Annotated in this window: 14 protein-coding genes and 1 tRNA gene; 9 read left to right on the top strand and 6 right to left on the bottom strand. The window is 69.6% G+C overall.

From position 1 onward, the window contains the following. Window positions 1–36 precede the first annotated feature (36 nt). On the top strand, window positions 37–1,065 hold the full coding sequence (locus MTS1_RS13930) for a 6-phosphofructokinase (protein ID WP_023955073.1): 1,029 nt from the start codon (window positions 37–39) through the stop codon (window positions 1,063–1,065). 81 nt (window positions 1,066–1,146) lie between these two features. Here the strand turns inward: MTS1_RS13930 and MTS1_RS13925 are convergent, their stop codons facing one another. Further along, on the bottom strand, window positions 1,147–2,538 hold the full coding sequence (locus tag MTS1_RS13925; protein ID WP_023955070.1) for a threonine/serine exporter ThrE family protein: 1,392 nt from the start codon (window positions 2,536–2,538) through the stop codon (window positions 1,147–1,149). Window positions 2,539–2,692: 154 nt separating this feature from the next. On the opposite strand from MTS1_RS13925, the gene MTS1_RS13920 reads away from it, so the two are divergent. Together MTS1_RS13920 and thrC are read left to right on the top strand one after the other, a co-directional pair. Further along, on the top strand, window positions 2,693–3,979 hold the full coding sequence (locus MTS1_RS13920) for an aspartate kinase (RefSeq protein ID WP_036305893.1): 1,287 nt from the start codon (window positions 2,693–2,695) through the stop codon (window positions 3,977–3,979). A gap of 93 nt (window positions 3,980–4,072) precedes the next feature. Beyond that, window positions 4,073–5,476 (top strand): threonine synthase, encoded by a 1,404-nt coding sequence (thrC, locus tag MTS1_RS13915; RefSeq protein ID WP_023955066.1) that lies wholly within the window; start codon window positions 4,073–4,075, stop codon window positions 5,474–5,476. Between the two features lie 128 nt (window positions 5,477–5,604). Here the strand turns inward: thrC and coaBC are convergent, their stop codons facing one another. Continuing rightward, window positions 5,605–6,816, bottom strand: a complete 1,212-nt coding sequence (coaBC, locus tag MTS1_RS13910) for a bifunctional phosphopantothenoylcysteine decarboxylase/phosphopantothenate--cysteine ligase CoaBC (RefSeq protein WP_023955064.1) — start codon at window positions 6,814–6,816, stop codon at window positions 5,605–5,607. Between the two features lie 70 nt (window positions 6,817–6,886). On the opposite strand from coaBC, the gene MTS1_RS13905 reads away from it, so the two are divergent. From MTS1_RS13905 to MTS1_RS13880, 6 genes are all read left to right on the top strand, one after another. Continuing rightward, window positions 6,887–7,603 (top strand): NRDE family protein, encoded by a 717-nt coding sequence (locus tag MTS1_RS13905; protein WP_023955062.1) that lies wholly within the window; start codon window positions 6,887–6,889, stop codon window positions 7,601–7,603. Window positions 7,604–7,697: 94 nt separating this feature from the next. Then, a complete protein-coding gene (locus MTS1_RS13900; RefSeq protein WP_023955060.1) occupies window positions 7,698–8,756 on the top strand; it encodes an aspartate-semialdehyde dehydrogenase in 1,059 nt (352 codons plus the stop codon). A gap of 21 nt (window positions 8,757–8,777) precedes the next feature. Continuing rightward, window positions 8,778–10,286, top strand: a complete 1,509-nt coding sequence (locus tag MTS1_RS13895; protein WP_023955058.1) for a malate:quinone oxidoreductase — start codon at window positions 8,778–8,780, stop codon at window positions 10,284–10,286. A 5-nt stretch (window positions 10,287–10,291) separates the two neighbouring features. Continuing rightward, window positions 10,292–10,906: a thymidine kinase gene (locus tag MTS1_RS13890; RefSeq protein WP_023955056.1), complete on the top strand. Its 615-nt coding sequence runs from the start codon at window positions 10,292–10,294 to the stop codon at window positions 10,904–10,906. A gap of 101 nt (window positions 10,907–11,007) precedes the next feature. Beyond that, window positions 11,008–11,727 (top strand): FadR/GntR family transcriptional regulator, encoded by a 720-nt coding sequence (locus MTS1_RS13885; protein ID WP_023955054.1) that lies wholly within the window; start codon window positions 11,008–11,010, stop codon window positions 11,725–11,727. Window positions 11,728–11,775: 48 nt separating this feature from the next. Continuing rightward, window positions 11,776–13,059 (top strand): alpha-hydroxy acid oxidase, encoded by a 1,284-nt coding sequence (locus tag MTS1_RS13880; protein ID WP_023955052.1) that lies wholly within the window; start codon window positions 11,776–11,778, stop codon window positions 13,057–13,059. Between the two features lie 99 nt (window positions 13,060–13,158). On the opposite strand, the gene MTS1_RS13875 is transcribed toward MTS1_RS13880, so the two are convergent. The 4 genes from MTS1_RS13875 to MTS1_RS13860 form a co-directional block, all read right to left on the bottom strand. Further along, window positions 13,159–13,923, bottom strand: a complete 765-nt coding sequence (locus MTS1_RS13875; RefSeq protein WP_023955050.1) for an HAD-IIB family hydrolase — start codon at window positions 13,921–13,923, stop codon at window positions 13,159–13,161. Window positions 13,924–13,984: 61 nt separating this feature from the next. Continuing rightward, window positions 13,985–14,058: transfer RNA gene (locus MTS1_RS13870), tRNA-Pro, on the bottom strand. A gap of 48 nt (window positions 14,059–14,106) precedes the next feature. After that, on the bottom strand, window positions 14,107–15,036 hold the full coding sequence (locus tag MTS1_RS13865) for a metallophosphoesterase (RefSeq protein WP_023955048.1): 930 nt from the start codon (window positions 15,034–15,036) through the stop codon (window positions 14,107–14,109). Next, window positions 15,036–17,576: a transglycosylase domain-containing protein gene (locus tag MTS1_RS13860; RefSeq protein WP_023955046.1), complete on the bottom strand. Its 2,541-nt coding sequence runs from the start codon at window positions 17,574–17,576 to the stop codon at window positions 15,036–15,038. The genes MTS1_RS13865 and MTS1_RS13860 overlap by 1 nt, the downstream gene beginning before the upstream one ends. Window positions 17,577–17,618: the final 42 nt, after the last annotated feature.

Here is a 17,618-nt window from a genome sequence, read left to right as displayed (position 1 = left end):
CACACTCCACCTTGAGCAACAACGAAGGATCTCCCCATGAAGATCGGCATCCTCACCAGCGGCGGCGACTGCCCCGGACTCAACGCTGTCATCCGAGGCGTCGTGCTCAAGGGCACCACCTCGTACAACATCGAGTTCGTCGGCATCCGCGACGGCTGGCGCGGCGTCGTCGACGGCGACTTCTTCCCGCTCACGCGCCACGAGGTGAAGGGGCTGTCGAAGGTCGGCGGAACGATCCTGGGCACGAGCCGCACGAACCCGTACGAGGGCCCCCGCGGCGGCGCCGAGAACATCGCGGCGACCCTCGACAAGCACCGCATCGACGGCATCATCGCCATCGGCGGCGAAGGCACGCTCGCTGCGGCCAACCGTCTCGCCAACGACGGCATCAACGTGCTCGGTGTGCCCAAGACGATCGACAACGACCTGAAGGCGACCGACTACTCGTTCGGCTTCGACACCGCCGTCAACATCGCGACCGACGCGATGGACCGGCTGCGCACGACCGGCGACTCGCACCAGCGCTGCATGGTCGCCGAGGTCATGGGCCGTCACGTCGGGTGGATCGCCCTGCACGCCGGCATCGCCGCAGGCGCCCACGTCATCTGCATCCCCGAGGTGCCGATGTCGATCGAGGAGATCACGGCCCAGGTCACCAAGGCCTTCGACCGTGGCCGCGCGCCGCTCGTCGTCGTGTCGGAGGGCTTCAAGCTCAAGGGCCAGGACGAGGCCTACAGCGACAAGGGGCTCGACGCGTTCAACCGTCCCCGCCTCGGCGGCATCAGCGAGGTGCTGGCCCCCGAGATCGAGCGCCTGACCGGCATCGAGACGCGCGCCACCGTGCTCGGCCACATCCAGCGCGGCGGCTCGCCGTCCGCGTTCGACCGTGTTCTCGCGACGCGCCTCGGGCTCGCGGCGGCCGACGCGCTCGTCGACGGTGCATGGGGCCAGATGGTCTCGCTCAAGGGCACCGATATCGTCCGCGTCTCGTTCGACGAGGCCCTCGGCGAGCTGAACACCGTTCCGCTGTACCGCTACGAGGAGGCCGCCGCACTGTTCGGCTGACCTCGCGCTCGCGTCATCTCGGCCGCGTCCGCGGCAGGCTCACAGCCTGCGCGCGGCGCGGCCGTTCCGCTTCTGCCGGTGTCAGCGCACCCGTGCGCGAGCACGGATGACCGACCCCAGCGACGCGCGGAGCGGCTGACCCAGGTAGATGCCGAGCGACGCGCCTACCGCCAGCGCGATGCCGACGGTCGCTGCCGCTGCGAGCGTGCTGAACCCGGTGAGCAGGGTCGCGGGACTGTCGCCCGACTCGACGACTCCGAGGAGTCCGCGGAACACCGCGGCGCCGGGGACCATGGGCAGGATCGCCGCCGTCGTGATCGCGACGGAGGGCACGTGCAGACGATAGGCGGCCAGGATGCCGACGAGGCTGCCGACGAACGCCCCGACGCCGCTCGCCGCAGCCGTCTCGAAGCCGATCGCCGCCGCCGCCACGTAGCCGAGCCACGCGACCACGCTGAGAGCGACGCTGACGACGATGATGCGGAGCCCGGCTCCGTTGATGACGGCGACCGCAAGGGCGATCAGGCCCGCGCCGAGGAACTGCAGCGGCACGGGGCCGAGGGGCAGCGCCTCCGTCGGCGCCTCGAGGCCCAGCCCGATGACCCGGGCGGTCTCGATGCCGGCGAGGATGCCGAGCACGACGCCGAGGGTCTGGGTCACGAGCTCGAGGATGCGGCCCATGGCTGTCAACGCGAACCCGTCGATGGCGTCCTGGGCGGCACCGACCACCGTGAGGCCCGCGAGCATGAGCACGATGCCCGAGGCGACGATGACGGAGGGCCGCATGGTCATCGCGGCCTCCCACCCCGTTGCGCGCAGGAGTGGGGAGGCCGCCGCGACGATCGTGAGCACGAACGCCCCGGCGATCTGGCTGAAGAAGAACGGCACGCGCGCCCGGCCCAGCAGGAACTGCGTGACGGCCGCAGACCCGGCGGCGAGGAACGAGAGCACGATGACGAGCCAGTTCGCGCCGAACATCACCGCGACCCCGACCGCCAGCAGCGCCTGCGCCGAGACGGCGACGGGCTGGTGGTATCGGAACGGTGTGCGACGGATGCCGCGGAAGCGCAGGGCTGCGGCATCCAGGGGGAGTCCCGAGCGGATCTCGGTCACGAGCGCCTGCAATCGCTGCAGACGCGCATGGTCGGGCGCCGCGCCGCGGACCACGCGCATGAGCGTGATGGGCCGGTCCTCACCGCTGCGATGGTGCGCGACGGTGATCGAGTTGTACGTGACGTCGACGTGCACGGGGTCGAGTCCGTACACACCCGCGACCCGCACGATCGTCAGCGTCACCTCGCTCGCGGGCGAACCTGCGACGAGCATCGTCTCCCCGAGCCGGATCGCCAGATCGAGGACCCGTACGGCGAAGGCGTCGTCGATGACCGGAAGCATCTCCGTCGCCGGGCCGCCGGCCGGATCGGAGGTGTGGACGAGCGCGTTCAGCGCCGTGAAGAGCGAGCGGCGTCCCATGCCTTCCAGCCTAGGTCCGTGCGCCCGCAGCCTCGCCCCCGGGCGGGTCGTCACATGGCGCTGCGCGCATGGGACGCTCCGTAAGATGGTCCGGTGGGCGCGGCATCCGGGCGCCCATAGCAATCGCGCCGGCACCGGCATCCGGGAGTCCCACATGGCATTGATCGTGCAGAAGTACGGCGGGTCGTCCGTCGCCGACGCGGAGAGCATCAAGCGGGTCGCGAAGCGCATCGTCGACACCCGTCGCGCCGGTCACGACGTCGTCGTCGCGGTGAGCGCGATGGGCGACACGACCGACGAGCTGCTCGATCTCGCGAACGAGGTCGCCCCGATCCCGGCTCCCCGCGAGCTCGACATGCTCCTCAGCTCGGGCGAGCGCATCTCGATGGCGCTCCTGGCGATGGCGATCCACTCGATGGGCTTCGAAGCCCGGTCGTTCACCGGCAGCCAGGCGGGCATGATCACAGACGCCACGCACGGCGCGGCGCGCATCGTCGACGTCACCCCGGTGCGCCTGCGCGAGGCCCTCGACGAGGGGGCGATCGTCATCGTCGCGGGGTTCCAGGGGTTCAACCGCGACACCCGCGACATCACGACGCTCGGTCGCGGCGGATCCGACACCACGGCCGTGGCGCTCGCCGCCGCCCTCTCGGCCGACGTCTGCGAGATCTACAGCGACGTCGACGGCATCTACACCGCCGACCCGCGCGTCGTGCCCAAGGCTCGCAAGCTCGGCGTCGTCTCGGCGGAGGAGATGCTCGAGCTCGCCGCGAACGGCGCCAAGGTCCTCTACATCCGTGCGGTGGAGTACGCCCGCCGTCACGGCGTCATGATCAACGCCCGGTCGACGTTCAGCTCGGGAACCGGCACGTTCGTGCTCGGTCCCGGCATGACGCTGCCCGAAGGCCGAAAGGAAGAAGAGATGGAAGAGCCGATCGTCGCGGGCGTCGCCACCGACCTCAGCCAGGCCAAGATCACCGTCATCGGCGTGCCCGACGTCCCGGGCAAGGCCGCCGAGATCTTCAAGATCGTGGCGAAGTCGGGTGCGAACGTCGACATGATCGTCCAGAACGTGTCGGCCGCTGCGACGGGACGCACCGACATCTCGTTCACGCTGCCCAAGACGGATGCGACGCTCGCGCTCCGCGCCCTCGCGGGGGAGCAGAACGAGGTCGGGTTCGAGAGCCTCGTGCACGACGACCAGATCGGCAAGCTGTCGGTCGTGGGAGCGGGCATGCGCACGCACTCGGGTGTCTCCGCGACGCTGTTCGAGGCGCTGTCGAACGCCGGCGTCAACCTCGAGATGATCTCGACCTCCGAGATCCGCATCTCGGTCGTGGTCCGCGGCGACGAGCTGGCCGAGGCCGCGCGCGTCGTGCACACCGCCTACGGGCTCGACGGCGACACCGAAGCCGTCGTCTACGCCGGCACCGGTCGCTGACCCCCTCCGATCGTCGGCACCCCGCCGTCGCCGGGCAGGCGCGGCACCTGCGAGAATCGAAAGCCGTCCCCGACCCGTCACCGAGGAGCCCGCGTGCTGTACATCTCGACCCGAGGCGGCGCTGAGCCGCTGCCGTACTGCGACGCGCTCCTCGAAGGTCTCGCGACCGACGGCGGCCTCGCCGTGCCGCAGGAGATGCCGACCGTCTCACCCGAGACGCTCGAGCGCTGGCGGGCGCTGACGTACCCGCAGCTGGCCACCGAGGTGCTCGCGCTCTTCGCGACCGACATCGAGCGCGATGACCTCGCGCGCATGACCGAGGCCGCGTACGCCCCCTTCCCTGACGCGGTCGTCCCGCTGCGCCCGATCGGCGACGGGATGACGCTCGTCGGGCTCTCCGAGGGACCGACGCTCGCCTTCAAGGACCTCGCGATGCAGTTCCTCGGGCAGGTCGTCGAGCATGCGCTGGAGCGCACCGGTTCGGTGCTCAACGTGCTCGGTGCGACATCGGGTGACACCGGCTCGGCGGCGGAGTACGCGCTGCGCGGCAAGGAGCGCATCGCGGTCTTCATGCTCTCGCCGCAGGGGCGCATGAGCCCGTTCCAGCGAGCGCAGATGTTCTCGCTCGACGAGCCCAACATCCACAACATCGCCGTCTCGGGCGTCTTCGACGACTGCCAGAACCTCGTCAAGGAGCTCGCGGGCGACCTCGAGGTGAAGCGCGAGCTGCACCTCGGCGCCGTCAACTCGATCAACCTCGCCCGTATCACCGCCCAGGTCGTCTACTACTTCTGGGCGTGGCTGCGAGCCACCGATGCCGACGGCCACGCCGAGGTCTCGATCACGGTGCCGTCGGGCAACTTCGGCAACATCCTGTCGGGGTTCTACGCCCGCGAGATGGGCCTGCCGATCCGCAGGCTCGTGCTGGCGGCGAACGAGAACAACGTTCTCGACGAGTTCTTCCGCACGGGGATCTACCGCCCGCGTTCGGCGGCGCAGACGCTGCAGACCTCGAGCCCGTCGATGGACATCTCCAAGGCGTCGAACCTCGAGCGCTTCATCTTCGAGCTCGTCGGTCGCGACCCCCAGCGCGTCGTCGCGGCGTGGCGCGAGCTCGAGACTCAGGGCTTCGCCGACTTCTCCGCCGATCTCGCGCGCTTCACGGCCGAGTTCGGCATCGTCAGCGGGACCTCGACCCACGCCGACCGTCTCGCCACCATCCGCTCGGTCCACGAGGGGACGGGCGAGATCATCGACCCGCACACCGCGGACGGCGTCACGGTGGCGCGCGAGTACGTCGAGTCCGGCGAGGTCATGCTCGTCCTCGAGACGGCCAAGCCCGAGAAGTTCGCCGAGACGATCCGCGAGGCCATCGGCGTCGAGCTGACCTACTCCGACGAGCTGCAGGCCATGCTCGATGCGCCCCAGCACGTCGTCGATCTGCCCGACGACGCCGCCGCACTTACGGCCTTCATCCGGGAGCGCGCGCTCCGCTGACACCCCGCATGGTGATACATCGGTCGGACCGGTGAGGCTGGTGAGGCCCACGCACAGCGGCGAGTGCTCAGGGGCACCACGCGTCCGACGGATGTATCGGGCTCGGGCGGGCGTCGCCTGCCGAGCGGTCAGTGCGCGGAGCGGGTGGCGACGATCGCGTCCCAGACCGCGCGGGCGACTGCGCTCTTCGCGCCCGCGGCCTCGGCGACCACCGTCCCGCCCTCACCGATCACGGCGACGGCGTTCTCGCCCGAGCCGAAACCGGCGTCCCACCCGACCTCGTTGACGACGAGGAGGTCGACGCCCTTGCGCTCACGCTTGCGCCGAGCACGCCCGAGCAGGTCGTCGTCGGCGGTCTCGGCGGCGAACCCGACGACGGTCTGACCGTCGCGGCGAGCGGCGGCGAGCCTCGCGAGGATGTCGTCGTTCGGCACGAGCTCGATCGTCTCGAGCGGACCGTCTTCCTTCCGCAGCTTGTGATCCGACACCCGTGCGGCGCGGTAGTCGGCGACGGCCGCGACCATGATGACGACCTCGGCCGCGGCGGCGGCATCCGACATCGCCTCGCCCAGTTCAGCCGCCGTCTCGACATGCCGGATCGTGATGCGCGGGTGCGCGGCGGCGGCGTCGAGGACGCCGGCGTCGACGGATGCCGCGACGAGGGTCACGGCCGCGCCGCGCCGCGCCGCCTCGACGGCGATCTCCGCTCCCTGGCGGCCGCTCGACCGGTTGCCGAGGAAGCGCACGGGGTCGAGCGGCTCTCGCGTTCCGCCGGTCGAGACCGCGACGTGCAGGCCGTCGAGGTCGGCCGGTGCCGGGGACACGAGCGCGAGGGCCGCGGCGACGATGTCCTCCGGCTCGGACATGCGACCCGGGCCGTTGTCGCCGCCGGTCAGTGGGCCGTCCGCGGGACCGACGATCAGCACACCGCGCTCGCGGAGCGTGGCGACGTTGGCGGTGGTCGCCGGGTGCCGCCACATCTCGGTGTGCATCGCCGGGGCGACCACGACGGGCGCCGTCGTGGCGAGAAGCGTGGTGCCGAGAAGATCGGATGCCAGCCCCGCCGTCATCGACGCGATCGTGTTGGCCGTCGCGGGCGCGACGATCACGAGGTCCGCGCTCTGCCCCAGGGCTACGTGCCGCACACGGGCCACGTCGTCGTGAACCGAGGTCGTGACGGGATTGCGGCTGATCGCCTCCCACGTCGTCAGGCCGATGAAGCGCAGCGAGTCGTCCGTCGGGATGACGTGGACCTCGTGCCCCTGCTGCACGAGCAGCCGTACGAGGTGGACGCTCTTGTAGGCGGCGATGCCTCCGGTGACCCCGACTACGATGAACATGCCCCCGATCTTCCCACGGCCCCGGGCGGGTGCGCGGAGCGACCGTCGGGTGCCGAGAGCGAGTGATCCCATGTGCACCGTCGTCATCCAGGTGCCCGCCGATCCGAGCCGTCCGGTTCGGCTGCTGGCCGTGCGCGACGAGGATCCGGCCCGCGCATGGGATCCGGTCGGTCCGTGGTGGCCCGACGCGTACCCCGGTGTCATCGGGGTGCGCGACCGTCGGGCGGGCGGCGCCTGGCTGGCCGCCGACCCCGCCGCGCGCCGCCTCGCGGTCATCCTCAATCGCGCCGACGTGCTGCCCGACGATGCGCCGGCGCTCTCGCGCGGCGGCATCGTGCTCGACGCGGTCGCCGGACAGCCTCCGGTGGGCGCCCCGCCCACCCACGGCTTCAACCTCGTCGATGTCTCCGCCGCGGGGGTCCGCGTGACGATGTGGGATGCCGCGACCCTGCGCACCGTCGACCTGGCTCCCGGAACCCACATGATCGCTCACGACGACGTCGACGATCCACGCACGGCCCGCATCCGTCGCTGGCTCGGCGCCTTCGCTTCGGCCGCGCCCGAGCTCGATCACGCGAACGGGCTGCAGCCCTGGCTCGACGTGCTCCAGGACACCGCGGTCACCCCGGCGACCGACGACGCGGCCATCATCCGCGACAACCGTCCGTACGGCGTGCCGACCCTGTCGCTGCTCGTCTGCACGGCGTCGGTCGGCACGGACGGGGTCGACGTGGCTTACGGCGCGCTGGCCGTGCCGGGGGAGTGGAACCGTCCCGAGATGGCGTGATTCGCACGGTCATCGGCTGTCACGTGCGTCGGCGCGGTATCGCCGCGCCGATAGAATCGCGGAAACCCGATCCCGCTTCACGCAAGGAACAGCTATGACCCGCATCTCCGATTCCGGACTCTCCGTCGCCGTCGTCGGCGCCACCGGCCAGGTCGGAAAGGTGATGCGCGAGATTCTCATCGAGCGGAACTTCCCGATCCGCGAGCTGCGCCTGTTCGCGACCGCTCGCTCGGCGGGAACCTCGATCGAGTTCGCCGGCCACGACGTGATCGTCGAGGATGTCGCCACGGCCGATCCCGCCGGCATCGACATCGCCCTCTTCTCGGCCGGTGCGACCGGATCGCGTGCGCACGCCCCGCGCTTCGCCGAGGCGGGCGCCGTCGTCATCGACAACTCCAGCGCCTGGCGCATGGACCCCGAGGTCCCGCTCGTCGTGAGCGAGGTCAACCCCCACGCGACCGTGAACCCGCCCAAGGGCATCATCGCGAACCCGAATTGCACCACGATGGCCGCGATGCCGGTGCTGAAGGTGCTCGACACCGAGGCCGGTCTCGAACGCCTCATCGTCTCGACGTACCAGGCGGTCTCGGGCTCGGGTCTCGCGGGTGCGGAGGAGCTCCTCGGTCAGGTCGAGGGGGTCCTCGCTCAGGGGCACACGCTCGATCTCGTGCACGACGGCTCGGCGGTCGACTTCCCGCAGCCCGAGAAGTACGTCGCCCCGATCGCGTTCGACGTCATCCCGTTCGCCGGCAACCTCGTGGACGACGGCGACAACGAGACCGACGAAGAGAAGAAGCTCCGCAACGAGAGCCGCAAGATCCTCGAGCTGCCCGACCTGCGGGTGGCCGGGACCTGCGTGCGCGTCCCGGTCTTCACGGGCCACTCGCTGTCGATCCACGCCGAGTTCGCGCGCGACATCACGCCCGAGCGGGCGCGGGAGGTTCTGGCCGCGGCGCCCGGCGTCGTGCTCGAGGAGGTGCCGACGCCCCTGCAGGCCGCCGGCAACGACCCGAGCTATGTCGGCCGCATCCGTGCCGATCAGTCCGCACCCGAGGGCAAGGGGCTCGTCCTGTTCATCAGCAACGACAACCTGCGCAAGGGCGCCGCGCTGAACGCCGTGCAGATCGCGGAGATCGTCGCCGAGCGCCTCTGACCCGACCACGGTGGCGGCGGGATGCCGCGCGCCGCCACCGGGATAGACTGGTGCATCGTGAGTGAAAAGGTCGACGTCGTCCTGATCGGCGGGGGCATCATGAGTGCCACGCTCGGTGTGCTGCTGAAGCAGCTCCAGCCCGATTGGAAGATCGAGGTGCACGAGCGCCTGTCGGATCTGGCGCAGGAGAGCTCGAACCCGTGGAACAACGCGGGCACGGGCCACGCTGCGCTCTGCGAGCTGAACTACACGCCCGAGGCGCCCGACGGCTCGGTCGATCCCGGCAAGGCGATCACGATCAACGAGCAGTTCCAGCAGAGCCGGCAGCTCTGGGCCTCGCTCATCGAGCGCGGCATCCTGGACGAGCCCTCGACGTTCATCAACGCGACCCCCCACATGACCTTCGTCCGCGGTGAGAAGGACGTCGCCTTCCTCAAGCGCCGCTACGAGGCCCTCAAGGACCAGCCCCTCTTCGCGGGCATCGAGTACTCCGAGGACTCGCGCGTCATCAACCAGTGGGCGCCGCTGCTGATGCAGGAGCGCCGCAAGGGCGAGCCGTTCGCCGCGACGCGGGTTCCCGCGGGCACGGATGTCGACTTCGGATCGCTGACCCGTCAGCTGTTCTCGCACCTGCAGGAGCAGGGCGTCGAGGTCATCACCGACCGCGAGGTGCGCACCCTGCGCCGCCAGAAGGACGGATCGTGGCGGGTCTTCTGGCGCAATCGCCTCGGCAAGACCCCCGGCCACACCGACGCGCGCTTCGTGTTCGTCGGCGCGGGAGGCTGGGCGCTGAAGCTGCTGCAGAAGTCGGGCATCCCCGAGATCAAGGGGTACGGCGTCTTCCCGATCGGCGGGCAGTTCCTCAAGACCACCAACCCCGCCGTCGTGTCGCAGCACAAGGCCAAGGTGTACTCGCAGGCCTCCGTCGGTGCCCCGCCGATGTCGGTTCCCCATCTCGACACGCGTGTGGTCGACGGCGAGGCGTCGCTGCTGTTCGGTCCGTTCGCGACCTTCAGCCCGAAGTTCCTCAAGAACGGGCGCATCACCGACATCGTCGCCCAGGTGCGTCCGCACAACCTGCTGCCGATGCTGAAGGTCGCGGTCGACAATCCGAGCCTCATCTCGTATCTGGTCGGCGAGCTGCTGAAGAACCACCGCAAGAAGGTGGAGTCGCTCCGCGTCTTCATGCCGACCGCGAAGGACGAGGACTGGGAGCTGATCCAGGCCGGCCAGCGTGCTCAGGTCATGAAGAAGGACCCGAAGAAGGGCGGCGTGCTGCAGTTCGGCACCGAGGTCGTGACCTCCGCGGACGGATCGATCGCCGGTCTGCTGGGCGCTTCGCCGGGCGCTTCGACGGCGGCATCCATCATGCTCGGACTTCTCAAGACGTGCTTCCCCGAGCGCATCGCGGGCTGGGAGCCCGAGCTGAAGAAGCTCATCCCCAGCTACGGTCAGCCGCTCAACCCGCGGGCCGAGGCCGCGCGCTCCTCGATCGAGGCGACCGCCGAAGCGCTCGCGATCAATCCCTGACGGGCATGGCCAAGCTCTACTTCCGTTACGGAGCGATGAACTCCGGCAAGTCGACGGCTCTTCTGCAGGCGGCTTACAACTACGAAGAGCGCGGCCAGCACGTTCTCCTCGCCAAGCCCGAGATCGACACGAAGGGCGCGGGGCAGATCGCCAGTCGGCTGGGAGTCGAGCGCGACGTCGACTTCCTCGTCGGCGCGGACGATGACCTGCGGGCCGTCTTCGGCGTTCATCGCGATCGCGTCCGTGCCGAGACCGGTTCGGATGTCGCCTGCCTCCTGATCGACGAAGCGCAGTTCCTGACATCCGACCAGGTCGATGATCTGCTGCGGACCGTCGTCGAGGAGAACGTCCCGGTGCTGGCCTACGGCATCCGTACCGATTTCCAGACCCGGGCCTTTCCCGGTTCCGCTCGGCTGATGGAGCTGGCGCACAGCCTCGAGGAGCTCAAGACGATCTGTCGCTGCGGACGGAAGGCGCTCTTCAACGCCCGTCTGGTCGGTGGACGCTTCGTGTTCGAGGGCGACCAGGTCGCGATCGACGAGCTCGCTCTCGATCGTGTCACCTACGAGTCGATGTGTGCCGAGTGCTACCTCCGCGAGTCGGGTGGTCGCCTCGCCTGACGCGACTCGCGCCTGATACGTTTCACGACGCGCCCGTCCAGCGCTTTGCGCGGTCAGACCACAAGATGTATCGTGGTCCGGCCACCAACGAGAGGGGCGTCATGGCCGACGGAACCCCGGCGCGCGCCTGGCGCGTCGTACTGGAGAAGATCGAGTCCGATCTGCTCGCCGGCAAGCTCGGTCCCGGCGACCGGCTGCCGTCCGAACGCGACCTCGTCGCGCAGCTCGGCGTCGGGCGTTCGAGCGTCCGAGAGGCGTTGCGCGTGCTCGAGGTCATGGGCCTCATCCGCACCGCGACCGGTTCGGGTCCCAGCGCCGGCGCGATCGTGGTCGCGCGGCCGACCGGCGGCATGCAGGCTCTGCTGCGCCTGCAGGTCGCGGCGCAGGGTTTCGCAATCTCGGATGTCGTGAACACGCGTCTCCTGCTCGAGGAGTGGGTCGCCGGCGAGCTCGCCGGCTCGTCCGACGTGGATCTCGAACGGGCCCGCGAGGCGCTCCACGCGATGGACGCCGCTGACCTCAGTCCCGCCGACTTCCTGGCGCTGGACGCCCAGTTTCACGTCGCCCTGGCCGAGGCGTCGGGAAACGAGGTCGTCGCCGCGATGATGGCCGGCCTCCGCTCCTCGATCGAGGACTACGTGCTCGAGGGTGCCGCGCGCATTCCCGACTGGAACAGCGCGGTCGACCGCCTGCGCGACGAGCACAACGCGATCGTGGCCGCGATCGACGAGCGGCGGGTCGCGGATGCCCGCACCGCCGTCCACGACCACATCACGGGGTACTACGCGTCAGCGAACCCCGTCCGCCCCGAATCCACCTGAATCCATCCGACCGACCCCTTCGGCCCCCGGCCGGAACAGAGGAGAGACATGGTCACCCGTCAGCTGCCCAAGATCCCCGAGCTGCTCGAACTGATGCAGTTCAAGGCCCCGGATCTGAACGGTCGTCGCCGCCGGCTCACGTCGGCCCTGACGATCGACGACCTGCGGACCATCGCGAAGCGCCGGACGCCCAAGGCGGCGTTCGACTACACCGACGGCGCTGCCGAGGGCGAGATCTCGCTCGCGCGAGCGCGCCAGGCGTTCCAGGACATCGAGTTCCACCCCGACATCCTGCGTCCGGCAGAGTCGGTCGACATGTCCACGGAGATCCTCGGCGGGCGCTCGGCCCTGCCGTTCGGAATCGCCCCGACGGGATTCACCCGCCTCATGCAGACCGAGGGCGAGAGCGCCGGAGCGTCCGCCGCGGGCGCGGCCGGCATCCCGTTCACCCTCTCGACGCTCGGAACGACCTCGATCGAGGGCGTCCGCGCCGCGAACCCGCACGGACGCAACTGGTTCCAGCTCTACGTCATGCGCGACCGAGAGATCTCGTACGGCCTCGTCAAGCGGGCCGCCGAGGCGGGCTTCGACACCCTGATGTTCACCGTCGACACCCCCGTCGCGGGTGCCCGCCTGCGCGACAAGCGGAACGGATTCTCGATCCCGCCCGCCCTGACCGTCGGCACGATCGTCAACGCCATCCCGCGCCCCTGGTGGTGGATCGACTTCCTGACGACGCCCAAGCTCGAGTTCGCGTCCCTCACGACCACCGGGGGCACCGTCGGCGAGCTGCTCAACGCCGCGATGGATCCCACCATCAGCTACGACGACCTCGAGGTCATCCGTGGCATGTGGCCCGGGAAGATCGTGGTCAAGGGCGTCCAGAACGTCGAGGACTCCAAGCGGCTCATCGACCTCGGGGTCGACGGCATCGTGCTCTCGAACCACGGCGGTCGCCAGCTCGACCGCGCCCCCGTGCCGTTCCATCTCCTGCCGCAGGTCGTGCGCGAGGTGGGCAAGGACGCGACCGTCATGGTCGACACCGGCATCATGAACGGCGCCGACATCGTCGCCTCGATCGCGCAGGGTGCGAAGTTCACGCTGATCGGGCGCGCATACCTCTACGGGCTCATGGCCGGCGGTCGGCAGGGTGTCGACCGCACGATCGCGATCCTCCGCAGCGAGATCGAGCGAACGATGCAGCTGCTCGGCGTCTCGAGCCTCGAGGAGCTCGAGCCCCGTCACGTCACTCAGCTCCAGCGGCTCGTGCCGATCGCAGGCTCAGCCCCGCGTCGCGCCCCGTCGCGCGCCAAAACCGCATCCCGAGCCTGACGACGGGACGCAAAGCAGCGGGCCCCGGTGCCGGCAGCCGATCGGCTGGCCGGCCCGGGGCCCGAGCACGTGTCGTGCGGGGTCGTCCGCTTCAGCGCATCAGCGCAGCGGAAGCGTGGGGATGAGCCGGTCGAGGAAGTCGGCGGTGTCCTCCCAGCCCTCGACCGCGTGGCAGGCCACGCCCATCGCGAGCACGGGGTAGTCGTTGCCGTTCTCGTCGAGACGGTCGCCGACGAACAGGATGTCGTCCTGGGGGATGCCGCTCTGCTCGATGAGACGGGTCATGCCGTATGCCTTGTCGATGCCGCGCTCGGTGATGTCGACCGACGTCGAGCCGCCGGCGCGCACCTCGAGGTCGGGGATGCGGTCCGCGACCGCCGCGCGCAGCGCGTTCTTCTTCTCGCCGGTCGGGTCCCACGCCATCTTCGCGTCGACGGGAGCCTGCTGACCGAGCGCCGAGAAGGTGATCTGCGATCCGCGGTCTTCGAGGATGGGACCCCAGGTCTCGGTCTCCCACAGCCCGAGGCGACGCGCCTCCTCCTCGACAGCGGCGAGGGCGCGGGTCTTCTGGTCGTCGGTCAGCGAGCGGGCGTAGATCGTCTCGATGCCGGCGGGGGAGAGGCGGTAGTACTGGGTGCCGCAGGTCGGAAGCAGGTGGAAGTGCGACAGCAGTTCGGCATCCGTCTCGGGCAGCTGGTCGACGACCTGAGCGGTGAACTGCGCGAGCTGTCCGCCGGAGATGATCGCGACCTCGACGCGGGCCGCGAGCTCGAGCAGCTGGCGTCCGATGCGCGGGTCGATGGCGCTCTTCGAGGGAGCGAGCGTGTCGTCGAGGTCGAAGGCGACCAGGCGGGGGATGGGCATCCGTGCTCCGTTCTCCGGTGGCATGAAAGAGGCCCCGCCTCGCGGCGGAGCCTCTTCGCTGTCGGGGTGACAGGATTTGAACCTGCGGCCTCGTCGTCCCGAACGACGCGCGCTACCAAGCTGCGCCACACCCCGTGGCAACCCTCCAAGCTTACCCCGATCTCGCTCGGAAGACGAATCGGCTCACGCCCGGGCGCGGAGGACGATGACGGATGCCTCCGGGCGGCATCCGAACCGCACGGGCGCGTAGATGGAGTGTCCGAGACCCGCACTGACGTTCAGCGGCACAGACGTCGGGCCCCACGAGCTCAGTCCGCGCGCCTGGTCGAGGGGGACGTCGCAGTTGGCGACGAGGGCGCGGGAGGCGAAGGGGATCCGCACCTGCCCGCCGTGGGTGTGCCCGCCGAAGATCATGTCGGCTCCCAGATCGACGAAACGGTCGAGCACGCGGCGATACGGGGCATGGGTGACCCCGAGGGTCAGGTCGGCGCGCTTGCGGCCTTCCAGGGCTGCCAGAGCGCCGGGGAGCGCGTCGAGGTCGTCCCAGTCGCGGTGAGCGTCGTCGACGCCGATGCCGTCGATCCGCAGGCCGGCCACGCGCACCGTGGCGGCGGCGTTGTCGAGCTCGGACCAGCCGAGGTCGCCTGCGAAGAACGAGTCCATCGCCGCCGTATCGAGCTTCGGCGCCGCCTTGGCGTGCTGCGACGGGCCCGTGAAGTACCGCAGGGGGTTCCGTCCGCTCGGCTCGTACACGTCGTTCGAACCGTGGACGAAGAATCCGGGCACGCCGCGCAGGGGAGCGAAGGCCCGGCGGATGCCGTCGAGGCCTCGGGTGTGGCCGAGGTTGTCGCCCGTGTTGACCACGAGATCGGGCTGCGTCTGCTCGGCGAGGTCTGCGATCCACCGCTGCTTGCGCTGCTGCCACGGCGCCATATGGGCGTCGGAGAGGTGCAGCACGGTGATACTCGGGCTACCGGCCGGCAGCACGGAAACCTCGTGACGCCGGGCGGTGAACAGATAGCGCTCGATTCCGACCCCCCACACGACCGCACCGCCGGCGCCCAAGGCGCCGGCGGTGGCGATCGTGGAGAGCGTCCTGCGGACGCCGGCCATCAGCAGGTCTTCGCGGTGTACTCGATGGTGATCTGCGTCCCGCGGCCGACCGCCTCGCCCGCGGCGGGACTGGTGCCCGTCACCGTCGGCTGCGGCGAATCGTCCTTCTCGGTGCACGCCGTCGTCACGCTGGTGAAGCCTGCCGCTCGCAGTTGGCGTTCCGCCTCCTGCGGGTTGCCCGTCACCGGCGGCACCGTTGCGCCCTGGCCGTTGCTCGGGGTGATGGTCACCGTCGTGCCGCCCGGGGCACGACCCGCACCAGGGTCCTGCGAGACGATCCGGCCCTCGGGTTCGGTCGAGTCGGTGGGCTCGGCGACGTTCACGGCGAAGCCGGCCGCCTCGAGGGTGCCGCGTGCCTCATCGACGTTCTGCCCCACCACGTTCGGCAGATCGGTCAGAACGTTCTTCGTGAGGTTCGTGTCCGGAGTCGGGAAGCGGTCTCCGCCGAACTTGGCGTTCGCCGCGCCCTGCATCTTCGGCCAGATCGCGTTTCGGATCTGATCCAGGCGCCAGCCGTTCACACGGTACTCGTTGAGCTTCGCGAAGCCGTCGACGTTGCCGACCCAGACCACGGTGGCGACCTTGGTGCTCGCGCCGTCCATCCAGGTGTGCTCGTACTCGTGGATACCGGTCTTTCCGAACACCGGCACACCATCGAAGATTCGGGCGCCCTGACCCGTCGCGTTCATGACGCCCTCGAGCGCGAACGCGGCTGTGGCGGCGACGTTGGCCGAGATGGCCTGGTCGCAGCTCGTCTGCGGCGTGATGTCCTCGCCCGCGGAGTTCACGGCGCGGTCGATGACCTTCGGCTCGCACCGCATGCCACCGCCGGCGATCGCGGCGTACGCCTCCGCCATGTCGATGGGAGCGACCGCGGCGGACCCCAGCACGTCGTAAGGGTTGTTGTTGATGTCCAGCGGCTCGCCGTTGGACTGCATGACGCCCATCTTCATCGCGACCTGGTTGGTCGAGCAGACCGAGATGCGCTCGGCCATCGCGAGGAAGCCCGAGTTCAGCGAGTCCTCGGTGAACTTCTTGATCGTGCCGGAGTAGCCGTTGCTGCTCTGGAAGTTGCCGATCTCGTTCGCGCGGCCGCTGTTGCCGGTGCGGACGTTCTGCGTCGCGCCGTCGCAGCTCGTTAGCACCCGCTTGTTCCCGACGCGGCCGTTGAGCACCTCATTGACGGAGTGACCCTGCTCGAGCCAGTTGATGAGGCTGAACACCTTGTAGGTCGAGCCGGCGGAGTGACCGCCGCCGCCGTCCTGGTTGCGCACGTTGTAGTTGACCGGGGTCACTGTGCCCGCTTCGTCCCCCGTGGGCGCGAACGGACGGTTCTGCACCATGGAGAGCACGCGGCCGGTGCCGACCTCGACCTGGACGCCGGAGGCGCCGAGGTTCAGACGGTCGTCGGTCGCGGGCACGACGGACATCGCGTCGAGCGCGGCATCCTGGAGCTGCGGGTCGAGGGTCGTGTAGATCTTCATGCCGCCGCGGCGCAGGTTCTGCTGGCGCTCCTCGAGCGACTCGCCGAAGGCGGGATCATCGAGGACGATGTTGCGCACGTACTCGCAGAAGAACTCGGCGCCGGCGGCGAGCTGGCAGCCCTGCGGGCGCTCCTGGATGTTGGGGGTGATGGGCTCCGCGATGGCGGCATCCCGCTCTTCCTGCGTGATCTTGCCGTCCGAGAACATGCGATTGAGGACGTAGATCTGGCGATCCTTCGTCAGCTCGTAGCCGTTGGCGGCGCCGTTCGACTCGCTGTCGGGCCGATCGAGACGGTAGGTGTTCGGCTCCTGCACCATGCCGGCGATCGCGGCGGCCTGGCCGATCGTGAGCTGCGACGCGGGCACGCCGAAGTAGTACTGCGACGCTGCCCCGATGCCGTAGACGGTGCCACCGAAGTGCGCGATGTTGAGATAGCCGAGCAGGATCTCGTTCTTGGGATACCGCTTCTCGAGCTGGATCGCGTAGCGCATCTCCTGCAGCTTGCGCTCGATGCCGTCGGTGCCGGAGGCGACCGTCGTCGAGCGGAAGCACGCCTCGACCTCCTCCTGCGACTTGGCCTCCTTCTCACAGGCCTGCTGCAGCACGTTCTTGACGTACTGCTGCGTGATCGACGAGCCACCGCGCGTGTCGCTGCCGCGGAGGTTGCCGAGCACCGCGCTGGCCGTGCCGACGAGGTCGACGCCGCCGTGCGTGTAGTAGTTCTTGTCCTCGCTCGAGGTGATCGCGTCGAACATGACCGGCGCGACCTCGTCCCACGTGACGGGGATGCGGTTCTGGTCGTAGAACTGCGTCATGAGGACGTCGTTGCCGTCTGCGTCCTTGCGGTAGAACTCGGTCGGCAGCATGAGCTCGTCGACCTCGAGGTAGCTCGGCATGTTGTCGAAGACGTCGATCGCGCTGGTCGCTGCGTAACCCGACACGGCGATGGCGGGGGTCACGGTCGCGGTGACGAGGATCCCGGCCACAGCGCTCAGGCCGACCAGGCCGGCGAGACCGCCGAGCACACCGGTGGCCGTGCGTTTCTTGTGAGGCATAGGGTGATCGTAAGCGAGATACCTGGGCATCCGCCTCAGGAC

This window comes from Microbacterium sp. TS-1, from assembly GCF_000509385.1.
GTDB lineage: Bacteria > Actinomycetota > Actinomycetes > Actinomycetales > Microbacteriaceae > Microbacterium > Microbacterium arborescens.
The sequence above is the reverse complement of the archived record's forward strand: the minus strand, read 5'-3'. Positions and strand labels throughout refer to the sequence as shown.